Origin of the sequence: Streptomyces sp. enrichment culture (assembly GCF_964272895.1) — a bacterium.
GTDB lineage: Bacteria > Actinomycetota > Actinomycetes > Streptomycetales > Streptomycetaceae > Streptomyces.
The window spans coordinates 4,555,797-4,571,904 of sequence record NZ_OZ186832.1 but is presented as its reverse complement, the minus strand read 5'-3'; the positions used below and the strand labels follow the sequence as shown (position 1 = coordinate 4,571,904).

The 16,108-nt window shown below is 72.0% G+C and carries 13 protein-coding genes; 6 read left to right on the top strand and 7 right to left on the bottom strand.

Annotated features, from left to right (window positions below):
* Positions 1–13 precede the first annotated feature (13 nt).
* Together ACSU6M_RS20855 and ACSU6M_RS20850 are read right to left on the bottom strand one after the other, a co-directional pair.
* Entirely contained in the window at positions 14–2,035 is a 2,022-nt protein-coding gene (locus ACSU6M_RS20855) for a serine/threonine-protein kinase (RefSeq protein ID WP_437071277.1), read from the bottom strand.
* A 258-nt stretch (positions 2,036–2,293) separates the two neighbouring features.
* Positions 2,294–4,000: a glycerol-3-phosphate dehydrogenase/oxidase gene (locus ACSU6M_RS20850; protein ID WP_437071275.1), complete on the bottom strand. Its 1,707-nt coding sequence runs from the start codon at positions 3,998–4,000 to the stop codon at positions 2,294–2,296.
* A 293-nt stretch (positions 4,001–4,293) separates the two neighbouring features.
* Here ACSU6M_RS20850 and ACSU6M_RS20845 point away from each other — a divergent pair, with 293 nt between their 5' ends.
* Positions 4,294–5,505, top strand: coding sequence for a nucleotide sugar dehydrogenase (locus ACSU6M_RS20845; protein ID WP_437071273.1), 1,212 nt, complete (start codon positions 4,294–4,296; stop codon positions 5,503–5,505).
* Positions 5,506–5,897: 392 nt separating this feature from the next.
* The gene (locus ACSU6M_RS20840; RefSeq protein WP_437071272.1) at positions 5,898–6,497 is read left to right on the top strand and encodes a hypothetical protein; all 600 of its coding nucleotides are present in this window, start codon (positions 5,898–5,900) and stop codon (positions 6,495–6,497) included.
* A 63-nt stretch (positions 6,498–6,560) separates the two neighbouring features.
* Here ACSU6M_RS20840 and ACSU6M_RS20835 read toward each other — a convergent pair whose 3' ends face one another.
* The 4 genes from ACSU6M_RS20835 to ACSU6M_RS20820 all read right to left on the bottom strand — a co-directional run bounded on the left by ACSU6M_RS20835 (position 6,561) and on the right by ACSU6M_RS20820 (position 10,983).
* On the bottom strand, positions 6,561–7,685 hold the full coding sequence (locus ACSU6M_RS20835) for a GuaB3 family IMP dehydrogenase-related protein (protein WP_437071271.1): 1,125 nt from the start codon (positions 7,683–7,685) through the stop codon (positions 6,561–6,563).
* Between the two features lie 129 nt (positions 7,686–7,814).
* Positions 7,815–9,317, bottom strand: a complete 1,503-nt coding sequence (gene guaB / locus ACSU6M_RS20830; protein WP_437071269.1) for an IMP dehydrogenase — start codon at positions 9,315–9,317, stop codon at positions 7,815–7,817.
* A gap of 151 nt (positions 9,318–9,468) precedes the next feature.
* Entirely contained in the window at positions 9,469–10,056 is a 588-nt protein-coding gene (locus ACSU6M_RS20825) for a sigma-70 family RNA polymerase sigma factor (protein ID WP_437071268.1), read from the bottom strand.
* Positions 10,057–10,371: 315 nt separating this feature from the next.
* Positions 10,372–10,983, bottom strand: a complete 612-nt coding sequence (locus ACSU6M_RS20820; protein ID WP_003948568.1) for a response regulator transcription factor — start codon at positions 10,981–10,983, stop codon at positions 10,372–10,374.
* 378 nt (positions 10,984–11,361) lie between these two features.
* Here ACSU6M_RS20820 and ACSU6M_RS20815 point away from each other — a divergent pair, with 378 nt between their 5' ends.
* Entirely contained in the window at positions 11,362–11,691 is a 330-nt protein-coding gene (locus ACSU6M_RS20815; protein ID WP_437071266.1) for a WhiB family transcriptional regulator, read from the top strand.
* Between the two features lie 145 nt (positions 11,692–11,836).
* On the opposite strand, the gene ACSU6M_RS20810 is transcribed toward ACSU6M_RS20815, so the two are convergent.
* Positions 11,837–12,739 (bottom strand): LysR family transcriptional regulator, encoded by a 903-nt coding sequence (locus ACSU6M_RS20810; RefSeq protein WP_437071264.1) that lies wholly within the window; start codon positions 12,737–12,739, stop codon positions 11,837–11,839.
* A gap of 79 nt (positions 12,740–12,818) precedes the next feature.
* Here ACSU6M_RS20810 and ACSU6M_RS20805 point away from each other — a divergent pair, with 79 nt between their 5' ends.
* The 3 genes from ACSU6M_RS20805 (at position 12,819) to ACSU6M_RS20795 (ending at position 16,105) form a co-directional block, all read left to right on the top strand.
* A complete protein-coding gene (locus tag ACSU6M_RS20805; RefSeq protein WP_437071262.1) occupies positions 12,819–13,487 on the top strand; it encodes an MOSC domain-containing protein in 669 nt (222 codons plus the stop codon).
* 135 nt (positions 13,488–13,622) lie between these two features.
* A complete protein-coding gene (locus tag ACSU6M_RS20800; protein ID WP_437071260.1) occupies positions 13,623–15,146 on the top strand; it encodes a multicopper oxidase family protein in 1,524 nt (507 codons plus the stop codon).
* 185 nt (positions 15,147–15,331) lie between these two features.
* The gene (locus ACSU6M_RS20795) at positions 15,332–16,105 is read left to right on the top strand and encodes an SDR family NAD(P)-dependent oxidoreductase (RefSeq protein WP_437071258.1); all 774 of its coding nucleotides are present in this window, start codon (positions 15,332–15,334) and stop codon (positions 16,103–16,105) included.
* The last annotated feature ends 3 nt before the right edge of the window (positions 16,106–16,108 follow it).

The following is a 16,108-nucleotide window of genomic DNA, read 5'->3' as shown; positions in this document are numbered from 1 at the left end:
CGTCCCATCCGGGTCAGTCCTTCGGCCGGAACGTCTTCGTCAGCGTCCGCCAGGTGTCCTTGCGCAGCTCACCGTGCCACTTGGCGGCCTTCGCCGTGTACATCAGCGCGTAGCCCTGGTCGTCGTCGACGACGAACCCGCGGTCGATCGTGCGGTACTTCGTGCCGCCCTCGGTGTAGGTGAACTCCCAGTCGGCCGTGTTCCAGCCGCGGTAGCCCACCGCTTCTATGCGGATGCGCTGGTACTGCGAACGCACCATGAACCGCTCCTGGTTGCGCCAGTCGGCGACCGGGTCGTCCTTGGGCGTGCTGGTCCAGCCGATGAGCAGCTTCTGCCCGTCGGGCCCGACGAAACGGTCCCCGGCGTCACCGCTGGTCTGGAACCTCCAGCCCTTGGGCAGCCCGATGGAGTAGCCCTGTCCGCCCCGGTGCGTACGGACCACGGGGGCGGCACCGTCCTTGCCGGCCCCGGTTCCGGCCTCCGCACCGGAACCGGCCCCGCTCCCGGTCCCGTTCGTCGCGTCCTTCCCGGCCGCCCCGCCGCCCGGCGTGCTCCCGCCGCTCGCGGTGGGCGTCGTGCCCTGGTCGGCCGACGACGAGCCGTCCGGACGCGTGCCGTCCTCGTCGTCCTGCTTGGTGTCGGCGCTCGGGGTGGCCCCGGCCGCGGTGCCGGTCCCGCCGCCGGGCTTCGCCGAGTCCTTCTCGTCGCCGCCGAGCGTCAGCGCCAGCACGATGCCGAGCACGGCGACGAGGACGGCCACCGCGATGATCACCAGCGTGCGCCTGGGCACCACGTCCGTCAGCGGCGCCCGGCGCACCGGACGCGGCGGCAGGTCCGGCGGCGGCACGACGGGCCAGCCGGAACCGGCCCCGGCGGCGGTGTCACGGCCGCCCGCGGTACCGGCCGCCCCCGTACGCGGAGCCCCGGCCGTGGCCGCGGCGGACGTCGCCGGCGCCCCGCTCGGGGCCGCGGTGGTCCCCTCGGTCCCGGACCTGGCGCGCGTCGCGGCCGCCGTGGTGGCCGCCCCCGCCGACGCCGCGGCCTTGCGCACCGAGCGCAGCGCCCCGCGCAGCCGCTCGGCGGCCTCCTCGCCCCGGCCGCCACCGGCCGCGCGCCCGGCCGGCTGGGCCGGCAGCGGCACGACCCGCGTCGCCTCCAGCGGCTCCGGCTCCTCGGCGGGGTCCGGCGCGTGGATCACGGCGTTGAGCATGGCCCGCGCGCCGGCGTCGTCGAGCCGCTCGGCCGGGTCCTTGGTGAGCAGCCCGCGGATGACGTCCGCGAGCGGCCCCGCGTTCTTCGGCTCGTCCAGCGGTTCGGTCATCACCGCGGTGAGCGTGGCGATCGCCGAGCCCTTGTCGTACGGCGGCACCCCCTCCACCGCGGCGTACAGCAGTCCGCCGAGCGACCACAGGTCGGCCGCGGGGCCCGGCTTGTGGCCGCGGGCGCGCTCGGGCGAGATGTAGGAGGGCGCGCCGACGAGCATGCCGGTGGAGGTGATGGACGGATCGCCCTCCACCTGCGCGATGCCGAAGTCGGTGAGCACCACGCGGCCGTCATCGGCGATCAGTACGTTGGACGGCTTCACATCGCGGTGCAGGATGCCCTCGCGGTGCGCGGAGCGCAGCACGTCGAGGATGGCGAGGCCGACCTCGGCGGCGCGCTTCGGTTCCAGCAGGCCGTCCTCGCGGATGACCTCGGCGAGCGACTTGCCCTCGACGAGCTCCATCACGATCCACGGCCGGTCGTCCTCGTCGACCACGTCGTAGACCGTCACCGCGCTGTTGTTGCGGATCCGGGCGATGGCCTTCGCCTCGCGCAGCGTCCGCGTGATCAGCCGGCGCTTCTCCTCCTCGTCGATGTTCGACGGGAACCGCAGCTCCTTGACGGCGACCGTGCGGCCGAGGGTCTCGTCCTCCGCGCGCCACACCGTGCCCATGCCGCCGCGGCCGAGCACATCTCCCAGCCGGTACCGCCCGGCGAGGAGACGTGCGCTCTTGTCCTGACGGGATGTCCCCGCCCGCTCCGCCTCCGACATGCGTCCCCTCGTGCAACCCGCCCTGACAGAGGCTCCATTGTCCCTCACCCGACAAGTGCCCAGTGCCTCGGGGGCACCTGGTGGCCCGTCGGTGCCGCGGTGTCCCGGAGCGTGCTGAATCTCCCGTTCCGGCACGGGCCGGATCTCCCCTCCGACACGGGCGCGTGACGGCGTGTGGATCCCCGGCGACGGCGTGTGGATCCCCGGCGACCAGGTCCCGCAGGGGGTCCGCTCAGCCGGGTGGCCACGGACGTCCCGTCACAGCGGCACGATGTCCGGCGCCCCCAGCCGGGCCGCGTCGGCGGTCAGGTCGTCGGGCTGGCGCTGGGACTCCCGCTCGGCCTCCACCCGCTTCTCGTAGTGCTGCACCTCCCGTTCGATCTGGCCCTCGTCCCAGCCGAGCACCGGTGCCATCAGTTCGGCGGCCTCGCGGGCGCAGCGGGTGCCGCGGTCGAAGGTCTCGATGGAGATCCGGGTGCGCCGGGTCAGGACGTCGTCCAGATGGCGGGCCCCCTCGTGCGAGGCGGCGTAGACGATCTCGGCGCGCAGGTAGTCCTCGGCGCCCTGCAACGGCTCGCCCAACGAGGGGTCGGCGGCGACGAGTTCGAGCAGCTCCTCCGTCAGGGTGCCGTAGCGGTTGAGCAGGTGCTCCACGCGGGCCACATGCAGTCCGGAGCGGGCCGCGATACGCGCTCGCGCGTTCCACAGCGCGCGGTAGCCCTCCGCACCGACCAGCGGGACGTCCTCGGTGACGCATTCGGCGACCCGCCGGTCGAGGCCGTGCACCGCCTCGTCCACGGCGTCCTTGGCCATCACCCGGTACGTCGTGTACTTGCCGCCGGCCACCACGACCAGGCCCGGCACCGGGTGGGCCACGGTGTGCTCGCGCGAGAGCTTGCTGGTGGCGTCCGACTCGCCCGCGAGCAGCGGGCGCAGACCGGCGTAGACGCCCTCGACGTCGTCGCGGGTGAGCGGCACGGCCAGTACGGAGTTCACATGCTCCAGCAGATAGTCGATGTCGGCGCTGGAGGCGGCCGGGTGGGCCTTGTCGAGGTCCCAGTCGGTGTCGGTGGTGCCGATGATCCAGTGCCGTCCCCAGGGGATGACGAACAGCACGGACTTCTCGGTGCGCAGGATCAGCCCGGTCGTGGAGTGGATGCGGTCCTTGGGCACGACGAGGTGGATGCCCTTGGACGCTCGGACGTGGAACTGTCCGCGTTCGCCCACCATGGCCTGGGTGTCGTCGGTCCACACCCCGGTGGCGTTGACGATCTGCTTGGCGTGGATCTCGTACTCCCCGCCCGCCTCGACGTCCTGCACACGGGCGCCGACCACCCGCTCGCCCTCGCGCAGGAAGCCGGTGACCCGCGCGCGGTTGGCGGTCTGGGCGCCGTAGGCCGCGGCGGTGCGCACCAAGGTGGCCACATAGCGGGCGTCGTCCATCTGGGCGTCGTAGTACTGCAACGCCCCGACCAGCGACTCCTTCTTCAGGCAGGGCGCGACCCGCAGGGCGTGACGCCGGGTCAGGTGCCGGTGCAGCGGCAGTCCCCGGCCGTGCCCGCGGGCCATCGACATGGCGTCGTAGAGGGCGACGCCCGACCCGGCGTACAGACGCTCCCAGCCCTGGTGCTGGAGCGGATAGAGGAAGGGCACCGGCTTCACCAGATGCGGTGCGAGCCGCTCGAGCAGCAGCCCGCGCTCCTTCAGCGCCTCCCGGACGAGCGCGAAGTCGAGCATCTCCAGATAGCGCAGCCCGCCGTGGATCAGCTTGCTGGACCGGCTCGACGTGCCCGACGCCCAGTCCCGCGCCTCGACCAGTCCGGTGGACAGCCCGCGCGTGACGGCGTCCAGCGCGGTGCCCGCGCCGACCACGCCACCGCCCACGACGAGCAGGTCCAGTTCGCGCTCGGCCATGCTCGCGAGTGCCTCGGCGCGCTGCGCCGGTCCCAGTGTCGCTGTCCTCACCGCTGCCTCCCGCTCATCGGTCGCACCGGCCGCACCCGTCGGGCGAAGCCCCGTCCGTACCCCCCCTGCCCAAATTCTGACCGGGTTGCCCGACTTCAGCCACCACGCACGGTCGACCTGTGGATAACTCCGGCGGACCTGGACCCGAACCCCACCGCCTCGCAAGGCGACACAGGAAAACAATGCGGCATATCGGTCATATTTACGCCTAGTCTGACATTGCGCTCGCTCGTTCTGTCCACAGGGCTTGCGCACCTGTCCCGCTTCGGTTACTGGGAAGGACGGCCCACGCCATGCCCGCAGATCTCGCCGTCATCGGACTCGGCCCGCTCGGCCTGCCCCTGGCCCAGGCCGCCGTCGCCGCCGGCATCCACACGGTCGGCTACCGCACAGGGCCCGACGAGGCCGGTTCCCTCAGCCCCGCCGAACTGCGCCGGATGCACTCGGAGGGCTTCCGGCCGGCCGGCAACCCCGCGGAACTCGGCCGGGTGCGCACGGCGGTCATCTGCGCCCCCACCCCCCGCGCGGCCGACGGCGGCCTCGACCTGACCCAGGTGGAGACGGCCGCCCGCACCCTCGCGGCCCGCCTGCGCCCGCACACCACCGTCATCCTGGAGTCCCCGGTCCTGCCCGGCACCACCGAGGACTTCCTTCTCCCCCTCCTCGAAACGGGCTCCGGCCTGCGCGCCGGCCGCGACTTCCACCTCGCCTACTCCCCCACTCGGGTGGACCCCGGCAACCGCGCGTTCACCCCCGCGAACACTCCCAAGGTCATCGGTGGCCTCACCCCCGCCTGCACCGAGTCCGCCGCCGCCTTCTACGGCCGCATCACCGACAAGGTCGTCCGCGCCCGCGGGCTGCGCGAGGCCGAGGCGGTGCACCTCCTGGAGACCACCTACCGCCACGTCAACATCGCCCTGGTGAACGAGATGGCCGTCCTCTGCCACGACTTGGGCGTCGACCTGTGGGACGTCATCCGCTGCGCGGAGACCAAACCTTTCGGCTTCCAGTCCTTCCGCCCGGGCCCCGGCGTCGGCGGCCACACCGTCCCCCAGGACCTCACCGACCGCTCCGGCCGCGGCCTGCGCATGGTGGAACTGGCCAAGCAGGTCAACGAACAGATGCCGCGCTACGTCGTCCAGCGCGCGGCGACCCTCCTGAACGAGCACGGCAAGTCGGCCCGCGGCGCCCGCGTGCTCCTGCTGGGCGTCACCTACAAACCCGACCTCGCCGACCAGCAGGCCACCCCGGCCCACGAGATCGCCGTCCGCCTGATGTCCCTGGGCGCGGCCGTCAGCTACCACGACCCGCACATCCCCTCCTGGACGGTCCTGGACCGCCCGATCCCCCGCGCCGACTCCCTCTACGAGGCCGCCGCCGACGCCGACCTCACGATCCTCCTCCAGCACCACCGCACCTACGACCTCCAGGGCCTGTCGGTGAAGGCACAGCTCCTGCTGGACACGCGGGGGGCGACGCCCACGGGGGCGGCGCATCGGTTGTGACGGGGGCGCGTCAAGCGCCGCGAGCCTCGGGGGCTGGTGGCGCGAGGGCGGGGCGCCGGTACCGTACGAAGCAGGTGGAGCCCACGGCAGGGGCTTCTGCGGCAGGCTCCCGAGAAGTGATCGGAGTGTCCGCCCCTAGGTCTCGTGGGGGCGGCCGCTCACGAAGGGGGCGGCCCAGAGAACCGGGTCGCCGGACGCGGACACCAGCGCCTCAACACCCCTGCTCGACGCGGCCTTCGGCCCTAACGCAACCGTGCGCCCCCACCGCCGCGCGTGCCCCGTACCCCGAAATCGACTGGCGACACGAACCGTCGCACCTGTTAATGTGCGGCGTCCCCGTCCGCACGCCCGCGCGGACGCCGCTCGTCAGTTCCCATGGGGGGATCCCTGTCATGACCCAGCCAATGCCGCCGCAGCCGCCCACCGACGGCAACCCGTACGCCCAGCAGCCGCCGGCCGGCGCCCACCCCTACGGGCAGCAGCCGCCGGTCGGTGCGGCCCCGTACGGGCAGCAGCCCGGCGGCGGCAACCCCTTCGGCGCCCCGCAGCAGGCGGGCGGCTTCCCGCCGCCCCCGCCCGCGCCCGTGCGCAGCGGCAACGTGGCGCTCGGCATCGTGGTCGCGGTCGTCGCCGCGCTGGTCACTGCGGGCATCTACGGCGCGATCATCGGCGGCACCGAGAAGCAGATCGGGTACGCGGCCATCGGTGTCGGCTTCCTCGTCGGCTTCGCGGCCGGCAAGGTCGGCGGTGCCAACCCGGCCCTGCCCCTCGTCAGCGCCCTGCTGTCCGTGGGCGCCGTCTACCTTGGCCAGCTCATCGGCGCCGCCATGATCCTCTCCGATCTGACGGGCACCTCGGCGAGCTCGGTCTTCTTCGACCACTTCTCCGACCTGACCAAGGCGTGGCAGGAGGCCGCCGAGGCGATGGACTACCTCTTCCTCGCCATCGGCGGTGTCGCCGCCTTCTCCGGCGCGAAGAAGGCCGCCGCGTAAGCACGCGCGTACGCCGAAGGGCTCGCCCACACCCTGTGGACGAGCCCTTTCGCGTTGCGTGGGTCAGCGCCGGTGCTGCGAGTCCGCGACCGTCACCTCGACGCGCTGGAACTCCTTGAGCTCGCTGTAGCCGGTGGTGGCCATGGCGCGGCGCAGGGCGCCGAAGAAGTTCATCGAGCCGTCGGGGGTGTGCGACGGGCCGGTGAGGACCTCCTCGAGGGTGCCGACCGTGCCGAGGTCGACCTTCTTGCCACGCGGCAGCTCCTCGTTGACCGCCTCCATGCCCCAGTGGTGGCCCTTGCCGGGCGCGTCCGTGGCACGGGCGAGCGGGGAGCCCATCATCACGGCGTCCGCGCCGCAGGCGATGGCCTTGGGGAGGTCGCCGGACCAGCCCACGCCGCCGTCCGCGATCACGTGCACGTACCGGCCGCCGGACTCGTCCATGTAGTCGCGGCGGGCCGCCGCCACGTCCGCCACGGCCGTGGCCATCGGGACCTGGATGCCCAGCACGTTGCGCGTGGTGTGCGCGGCGCCGCCGCCGAAGCCGACCAGCACGCCGGCCGCGCCCGTGCGCATCAGGTGCAGGGCCGCGGTGTAGGTGGCGCAGCCACCGACGATGACCGGGACGTCGAGCTCGTAGATGAACTGCTTCAGGTTCAGCGGCTCGGCGGCACCGGAGACGTGCTCCGCCGACACCGTCGTACCGCGGATGACGAAGATGTCCACGCCCGCGTCCACGACGGCCTTGGAGAACTGGGCGGTGCGCTGCGGGGAGAGCGCGGCGGCGGTGACGACACCGGCGTCCCGCACCTCCTTCAGGCGCTGCCCGATCAGCTCCTCCTTGATCGGAGCGGCGTAGATCTCCTGGAGGCGGCGGGTGGCCGTCTCCACGGGCAGCTCGGCGATCTCGTCCAGCAGCGGCTGCGGGTCCTCGTAGCGGGTCCACAGACCCTCGAGGTTGAGCACGCCGAGGCCGCCGAGCTCGCCGATGCGGATCGCGGTGGCCGGCGAGACGACCGAGTCCATGGGGGCGGCCAGGAACGGCAGCTCGAAGCGGTAGGCGTCGATCTGCCAGGCGATCGAGACCTCCTTCGGGTCCCGCGTACGGCGGCTGGGGACGACCGCGATGTCGTCGAAGGCGTACGCCCGGCGGCCGCGCTTGCCGCGCCCGATCTCGATCTCAGTCACGATGTGTGGCCTTTCCCTGATGCGTTTCAGCGTCTTCCAGTATCGCCGACGGGTACGACAAGGGCGGCCCCGGAGCACCCCGGAGCCGCCCTGTCACGCTTCACGCGCGCGCGTGCGTCACTTCTCGCGTCACTTCTTGCTGTAGTTCGGCGCCTCGACCGTCATCTGGATGTCGTGCGGGTGGCTCTCCTTCAGGCCCGCCGCGGTGATCCGGACGAAGCGGCCCTTGGACTCCATCTCCGCGACGGTGGCCGCGCCCACGTAGCCCATGGTCTGGCGCAGACCGCCGACGAGCTGGTGCAGCACGTTGGCCAGCGGACCGCGGTAGGGCACCTGACCCTCGACGCCCTCGGGGACCAGCTTGTCGTCCGAGGCGACCTCGGCCTGGAAGTAGCGGTCCTTGGAGTACGACCTGCCCTGGCCGCGCGACTGCATGGCGCCCAGCGAACCCATGCCGCGGTACGACTTGAACTGCTTGCCGTTGATGAACAGCAGCTCGCCCGGCGACTCCTCGCAGCCCGCGAGGAGGCTGCCCAGCATGACCGTGTCGGCGCCGGCGGCGAGCGCCTTGCCGATGTCGCCGGAGTACTGCAGGCCGCCGTCGCCGATCACCGGGATGCCGGCGGGGCGGGCGGCGAGGGCGGCCTCGTAGATCGCGGTGACCTGCGGGACACCGATGCCGGCCACCACACGGGTGGTGCAGATGGAGCCGGGGCCGACGCCGACCTTGATGCCGTCCACACCGGCGTCGATCAGGGCCTGGGCGCCGTCGCGGGTGGCGATGTTGCCGCCGATCACGTCGACGTTCACGGCCGACTTGATCTTCGCCATCCAGCTGAGGGCGTTGCTGTTGTGGCCGTGCGAGGTGTCCACGACCAGGAAGTCCACACCGGCCCCGGCCAGCGCCTGGGCACGCTCCAGCGCCTCGGGGCTGGCGCCGACGGCGGCACCGACGAGGAGGCGGCCCTCGGCGTCCTTCGCGGCGTTGGGGTACTTCTCGGCCTTGACGAAGTCCTTGACCGTGATCAGGCCCTTGAGCACACCCTGGTCGTCGACCAGCGGAAGCTTCTCGATCTTGTGGCGCCGCAGCAGCTCCATGGCCTCCTGGCCGGAGATGCCGACCTTGCCGGTGACCAGCGGCATCGGCGTCATGACCTCGCGCACCTGGCGGCTGCGGTCGGTCTCGAAGGCCATGTCACGGTTGGTGACGATGCCGAGCAGCTTGCCGGCCGGGTCGGTGACGGGGACACCGCTGATGCGGAACTTGGCGCACAGCGCGTCCGCCTCGCCGAGCGTGGCCTCCGGGTGCACCGTGATCGGGTCGGTGACCATGCCCGACTCGGACCGCTTCACCAGGTCCACCTGGTTGACCTGGTCCTCGATGGACAGATTGCGGTGCAGTACGCCGACGCCGCCCAGACGGGCCATCGCGATCGCCATGCGCGACTCGGTGACCTTGTCCATGGCGGCGGACAGGAGCGGGATGTTGACCCGGACGTTACGGCTGATACGGGACGAGGTGTCGACCGCGTTGGGGAGCACCTCGGATGCACCCGGCAGCAGCAGCACGTCGTCGTAGGTCAGCCCGAGTGTCGCGAATTTGTCGGGCACTCCGTCGACGTTGGCAGTCATGACACCTTCCCCAATGGCCTTGATCGGTGCGGATGTCCATGCTAACGGGAAGTGAACCCGTCTCATTCCACGGTCAGAGGCCGTACTGGTCTTCGTATGTTTCTACGGACATCGTCGGCCACCTGTTCAACGAAGGCGCCCCGCTGCGCTGCTACTGCTCGGCGAGGGCCCGCAGCCGGCTCAGCGCCCGGTGCTGGGCCACTCGGACGGCGCCGGGTGACATTCCCAACATCTGACCCGTCTCCTCGGCCGTGAGGCCGACGGCGATGCGCAGCAGAAGCAGCTCGCGCTGGTTCTCGGGCAGGTTGGCCAGCAGCTTCTTGGCCCATTCGGCGTCGCTGCTGAGCAGCGCGCGCTCCTCGGGGCCGAGGGAGTCGTCGGGGCGCTCCGGCATCTCGTCCGAGGGGACGGCGGTGGAGCCGGGGTGGCGCATCGCGGCCCGCTGGAGGTCGGCGACCTTGTGGGAGGCGATGGCGAAGACGAATGCCTCGAAGGGGCGGCCGGTGTCCCGGTAGCGCGGCAGCGCGAGCAGGACGGCGACGCAGACCTCCTGGGCGAGATCCTCGACGAAGTGGCGTGCGTCGCCCGGCAGCCGGGACAGCCGGGTGCGGCAGTAGCGCAGCGCCAGGGGGTGGACATGGGCGAGCAGGTCGTGCGTGGCCTGCTCGTCCCCGTCGACCGCACGATGGACGAGTGCGCCGATCGCCCCTTGGGCACGGGTCGCCTCGTCGTCGCGCATCGGTCCATGGTGCCCTGTGGCCGGAGTGGCCGCGGCACCGCCTCCGTCGTTGTGCACCGAAGCGTTATGAGCAGGTGCGCCGGAACTCATCCCCTGCGCCCTCCCCTTCCGCTCGACCGACTCGTCCCCGAGGAACTCCACACCTCAAGGATGCGGCATCCGCGCCGAAACGAGCAGCACGCCTGTGAGGGACGGTTCACACCGCGCCCCTCGGGGGCGCGGGGAACTGCGCGATCGACCGGACCGGGCCCGTACGCGACCACCCACGGACGAGGGCAGACGAGTGGCGCCGGACCACTCGCCGCACCGGACCACTCAGCGAACGAGCCCCCATCGGAAGCCGAGCGCCACCGCGTGCGCCCGGTCGGACGCACCCAGCTTCTTGAACAGCCGCCGAGCGTGAGTCTTCACCGTGTCCTCGGAGAGGAACAGCTCCCGCCCGATCTCCGCGTTGGACCGTCCGTGGCTCATCCCTTCGAGCACCTGGATCTCCCGCGCGGTGAGCGTCGGCGCCGCGCCCATCTCGGCCGACCGCAGCCGGCGCGGGGCGAGCCGCCAGGTCGGGTCGGCCAGCGCCTGCGTCACGGTCGCCCGCAGCTCCGCGCGGGACGCGTCCTTGTGCAGATAGCCGCGCGCCCCCGCGGCGACCGCGAGGGCGACACCGTCCAGGTCCTCCGCGACGGTGAGCATGATGATGCGCGCACCGGGGTCCGCGGACAGCAGCCGCCGCACGGTCTCGACGCCGCCCAGACCGGGCATGCGTACGTCCATCAGAATCAGGTCCGAACGGTCGGCACCCCAGCGGCGGAGGACTTCCTCGCCGTTGGCCGCCGTCGTCACGCGCTCGACACCGGGCACGGTCGCGACCGCGCGGCGGAGCGCCTCTCGGGCAAGCGGGGAGTCGTCGCAGACGAGGACGGAAGTCATGGCCGCCCTCCGCAGCTGATGCGCGTCACCTTGAGCCTCCAGGCTGGTACGAATCGTCACCTGTGCGGTCGACCGTCTCGGACGCCTGCCCGAGCGCTTGTGTTTTCAACCGCCTCGCACTCTCAACGACGGTCACTCGAAAGAGTTACGGGGCCGTCTGCCATCTTCGGCACTCTACGTGAGGGGGCGGACACGGTGCAGACATAGACGTCGGACCCTCAACGTTTCATCACAACCATGCCCCATTCGGCCCATTTTCTTCCCTTTTGCTGGTGTCCGAGGCTAGATTCGCAATGAGTCATATTTTCATCTCCTTAGATCGTAGTTGTACGGTCGTGGGCACCGTATCCGCTCAGAACGGCTACAAGGGGTCACGCAATGGCAGATTTCTCCCGCCTTCCCGGACCGAACGCGGACCTGTGGGACTGGCAGCTGCTGGCTGCCTGTCGCGGCGTGGACAGCTCGCTCTTCTTTCATCCCGAGGGCGAGCGCGGAGCGGCCCGGAGCGCTCGCGAGAACTCGGCCAAGGAGGTCTGCATGAGGTGCCCGGTCCGCGCGCAGTGCGCGGCACACGCGCTGGCGGTGCGCGAACCGTACGGCGTGTGGGGCGGATTGACCGAGGACGAGCGCGAGGAACTGATGGGCCGGGCACGTCATCGTCTGGTGACGGCTTCGGCCTCCGGCGGCGATGCCGCGTCGAACACCTGAAGGAACGTTTCTTCAGGAGGGCCCGGCAGGGGCCCGGAGAACAGCAGAAGCACCCGAGCGAAGGGCACGCACACGCGTGCCCTTGCTTCTTTGCGGGGGTGCCGGGGCTCCGGGTGCCGGAGCGTTCCGCGTCCGGCGTCCAGGTCTAGCGGCGTGCCGCGCGCGCGAGTTGGTCCAGGGTCGCCGTGACCGCGGGGACCTGGGCGAGGTCGGGCAGGGTGAGAGCGACGATCTCGCGGCGCACCGCCGGTTCCAGGGTGAGCACGCGGGCACCCCGGGCGCGCACGGACTCGATGGCGAGCTGGGGCAGGACGGCGACGCCGAGACCGGCGCCGACCAGGCCGACCACGGCCGGGTAGTCGTCGGTGGCGAAGTCGATGCGGGGCGTGAAGCCCGCGCTCTCGCAGACCTCGACGAGCTGGCCGCGGCAGCGCGGGCAGCCCGCGATCCAGGGCTCGTCGGCGAGTTCCCCGATGGCGACGGTCCCCGCGCGCGCGAGGCGGTGCCGTTCCGGGACGAGCCCGACCAGACGGTCCGTCAGCAGCGGCCGTACGACAAGGTCCTCCCACTCTCCTTCCGGCACGCCCGAGGCACCCTCGTAGCGGAAGGCGAGGGCGATGTCGCAGTCGCCCTCGCGCAGCATCTCCACCGACCGCGGCGGCTCGGCCTCCACGAGGGAGACGCGGGTGCCGGGGTGGGCGGCGCGCAGGGCGGCCAGGGCGGTGGGGACGAGGGTGGAGCTGCCGCTGGGGAAGGAGACCAGCCGGACCCGGCCGGCGCGCAGCCCGGCGATGGCCGCGACCTCCTCCTCGGCGGCGGTGAGTCCGGCGAGGATCCCGGCGGCGTGCCGGACCAGCGCCTCACCGGCCTGCGTCAGGCGCATCTCGCGCCCGCCGCGCACCAGCAACGGGGTGCCGACGGACGCCTCCAGGGCCTTCATCTGCTGGCTGACGGCGGGCTGGGTGCAGCCCAGCTCGCGTCCCGCCGCCGAGAAGGAGCCGGTGGCGGCCACGGCACGCAGCACACGGAGATGTCTGGCCTCGATCACCCTTTGAGCATAAGGCGTCCTTGGGTGAGCACGCGAATAATGCGTCGACGCTTTGACCCTGCGCGGCTACCGTGCGGCCATGAGACTTCTGTCCGTGAACCTGGGCCGTGCGACGGCCGTCCCCTACACCGACCAGCCGGAGGGGCTGACCGGCATCGACAAGCGCCCGGTCCAGGGACCGGTACGGGTGGCGGCGCCGGGCCCCCAGGGGGTGGGCGCGAGCGGGCTGGCCGGCGACGACGTGTGCGACCTGCGCCACCACGGCGGTGACGACCAGGCCGTGTACGCGGTGGCGCGGGAGGACCTGGACGCCTGGGAGCGGGAGCTGGGGCGGAAGCTGGCCGACGGCGCGTTCGGCGAGAACCTCACCACGCTCGGGCTCGACGTCTCCGGCGCGCTGATCGGCGAGCGCTGGCGCATAGGCCCCGACGTGGTGCTGGAGGTGACCTGCGGCCGGATCCCGTGCCGGACCTTCCAGGCGCATCTGGGCGAGAAGCGGTGGGTGAAGCGGTTCACCGAGCGCGGGGCGCCCGGGGCCTATCTGCGGGTGATCGAACCGGGCGAGATCCGGGCCGGCGACCCGGTCGAGATCGTGCACCGGCCCGACCACGAGGTGACGGTCGCGCTGGCCTTCCGGGCCGAGACCACCCGGCGGGATCTGCTGCCGCAGGTGCTGGCGGCGGGCGAGGCACTGCACCCGCTGCTGCTCGCGAGCGCGCGGAAGTACACGGCGCAGCAGTCGGCCTGACCCGCAGTCACGTTTCCTCCCCCGCGCCGCACACCTCCTAGGGGACAACCCCGGGGGCGCGGCCGGGGCCGGGTCGGGGATGGGGTGGGGGCGTTCCCCGATGTGGTGCGGGCGGCGGTCGAGGACGCTTCAGGCATGTCCCGTTTCAAGCGCATCCTCGTCGTCCTCGGCACAGCCGTCACCGTGATCGCGCTGGCCGTAGGCACCCTGTTCACCTGGCTGTGGACCGACGCCGACGTCAGCACGGTCGGCGACGCGCCCTTCGACAACGAGCTGGCGATACCCCCGCTGGCGCCGTCCCGGCTCGACGGTGACGGCACCCGCGTCTTCGACCTGCGCATGCGGTCGGGGCACACGGAGTTCGAGCCCGGACGCCGGACCCCGACCTGGGGGTTCAACGGCTCCTATCTCGGCCCCACGCTGCGCGCGCAGCGCGGCGAGAAGGTGCGGGTGCGCATACACAACGGGCTCGACGAGGCGTCGAGCGTGCACTGGCACGGCATGCACCTGCCCGCGCGGATGGACGGCGGCCCGCACCAGCCGATCGCGCCCGGAGCCACCTGGACCCCGCACTGGACGGTGGACCAGCCGGCCGCCACGCTCTGGTACCACCCGCATCCGCACGGGGCGACCGAGCGGCATGTACGCAGGGGGCTGGCGGGCCTGTTCCTCCTCGACGACGAGCGGTCGGCACGCCTCGACCTGCCCCAGCGCTACGGCGTCGACGACCTGCCCGTCATCGTGCAGGACGTGCGCTTCGACGGGGCCCGGCTCGACGGCGACCGCGGGCTCATGCAGAACGTGGGCTTCCTCGGCGACCGGACGATGGTCAACGGCACCCTGCGGCCGTACGCCGAGGTGGGTGACGAGCTGATACGACTGCGGCTGCTCAACGCCTCGACGTCCCGCACCTACTCCTTCGGCTTCCCCGACGACCGCGCCTTCTCGCTGATCGCGACCGACGGCGGGCTGCTGGAGAGACCGGCGGCCCTGGAACGGGTGCAGTTGTCGCCGGGTGAGCGGGCCGAGATCGTGGTGCCGATGCGGGCCGGTGAGCGTGTGATGCTGCGCAGCTTCCCGCAGGACAACTACGGAAGTGCCTGGCAGCGCCGGTTCTCCGGTGGCGACGACTCCTTCGACGTGCTGGAGCTGCGGGCCGCGCTCCGGTTGCGGCCCTCGGCCGAAGTGCCCCAGGTGCTGGGCGTGTTGGAGACGCCGGACGGGTCGGACGCGGTCCGCGGACGGCACTTCGATCTGAAACGGTCCGGGATCAACGGGCGGCCGATGGACATGGGACGCGTCGACGAGACGGTCACGCGCGGGACGACGGAGGTGTGGACGGTCCGCAACGGCAACGGCATGCCGCACAACTTCCATGTGCATGACGTGCAGTTCAGGGTGCTGGAGGTGAACGGCCGGACACCGCCGCCGGCGCTGCGCGGTCCCAAGGACACGGTGTTCCTGCCGCACGGCACGGTCATGAAGCTGGCCCTGCGCTTCACCGGGCCGGCCGACCCGGACACGCCGTACATGTACCACTGCCATCTGCTGTACCACGAGGACGAGGGAATGATGGGCCAGTTCGTGGTGGTGGAGAAGGGGCGGACCGCGGGGAACGGCCGCGCGGCGACCGGCTCGGGGCACGCCCACGACCACTGAGGGTGGCCGGTGACCGGTCCCCGAAGGTGCCGGTGACCGGTCCCCCGAAGGCACCGGTGGCCAGGTCCCCGGCCGGTGGAGGGCCGGGGGAATCCGGTCGGTGCGCGGGTGGATCCGGTTGGTGCGGGGGTGGATCCATTCGGTGCGGGGGTGGATCCATTCGGTGCGGGCCATAACCTTGCGCCATGACTACGGCTCTGATTACGGGATCGACCGCGGGCATCGGTGCCGCCTTCGCACGGCGACTGGCGGCGGACGGACACGACCTCGTCCTGGTGGCACGGGACGGCAAGCGGCTCGCCGAGCAGGCGACCGAACTGCACGACCGGCACGGCATCGAGGCGGAGGTGCTGGTGGCGGATCTCGCGACGGACAAGGGGATCGAGTCCGTCGCGGACCGTCTGTCGGACCGGAAGCGGCCGGTGGACCTGCTGGTCAACAACGCCGGGTTCGGCAACAAGGGCCGCTATCTGGAGGTGTCCCTGGAGGACGAGCTGCGGATGCTGAAGGTGCACTGCGAGGCGGTGCTGCGGCTGACGTCGGCGGCGGCGGAGGCGATGCGGGAGCGGGGGCGCGGCGGGGTGGTGAACGTGGCCTCGGTGGCGGCGTTCGTGCCGCGCGGCACCTACGGTGCCTCCAAGGCGTGGGTCGTGCAGTTCACGCAGGGCGTGGCGCGGGACCTGGCGGGCAGCGGGGTGCGGCTGATGGCGCTGTGCCCGGGGTTCGTGCGCACGGAGTTCCACCAGCGGGCCGGGATGGGCACGGACAACATCCCCGGCTGGATGTGGCTGGACGCCGACAAGCTGGTCGCGACGGCGCTGGCCGATCTGGCCCGCGGCAAGACGGTGTCGATCCCGGACCCGCGGTACAAGGCGCTGATGGGTGTGGTGAAGGTGGTGCCCCGCGGGCTGCTGGGCGGGGTGTCCTCCCGAGCGGGGCGGACGTACGGCCCGCAGTAGGGG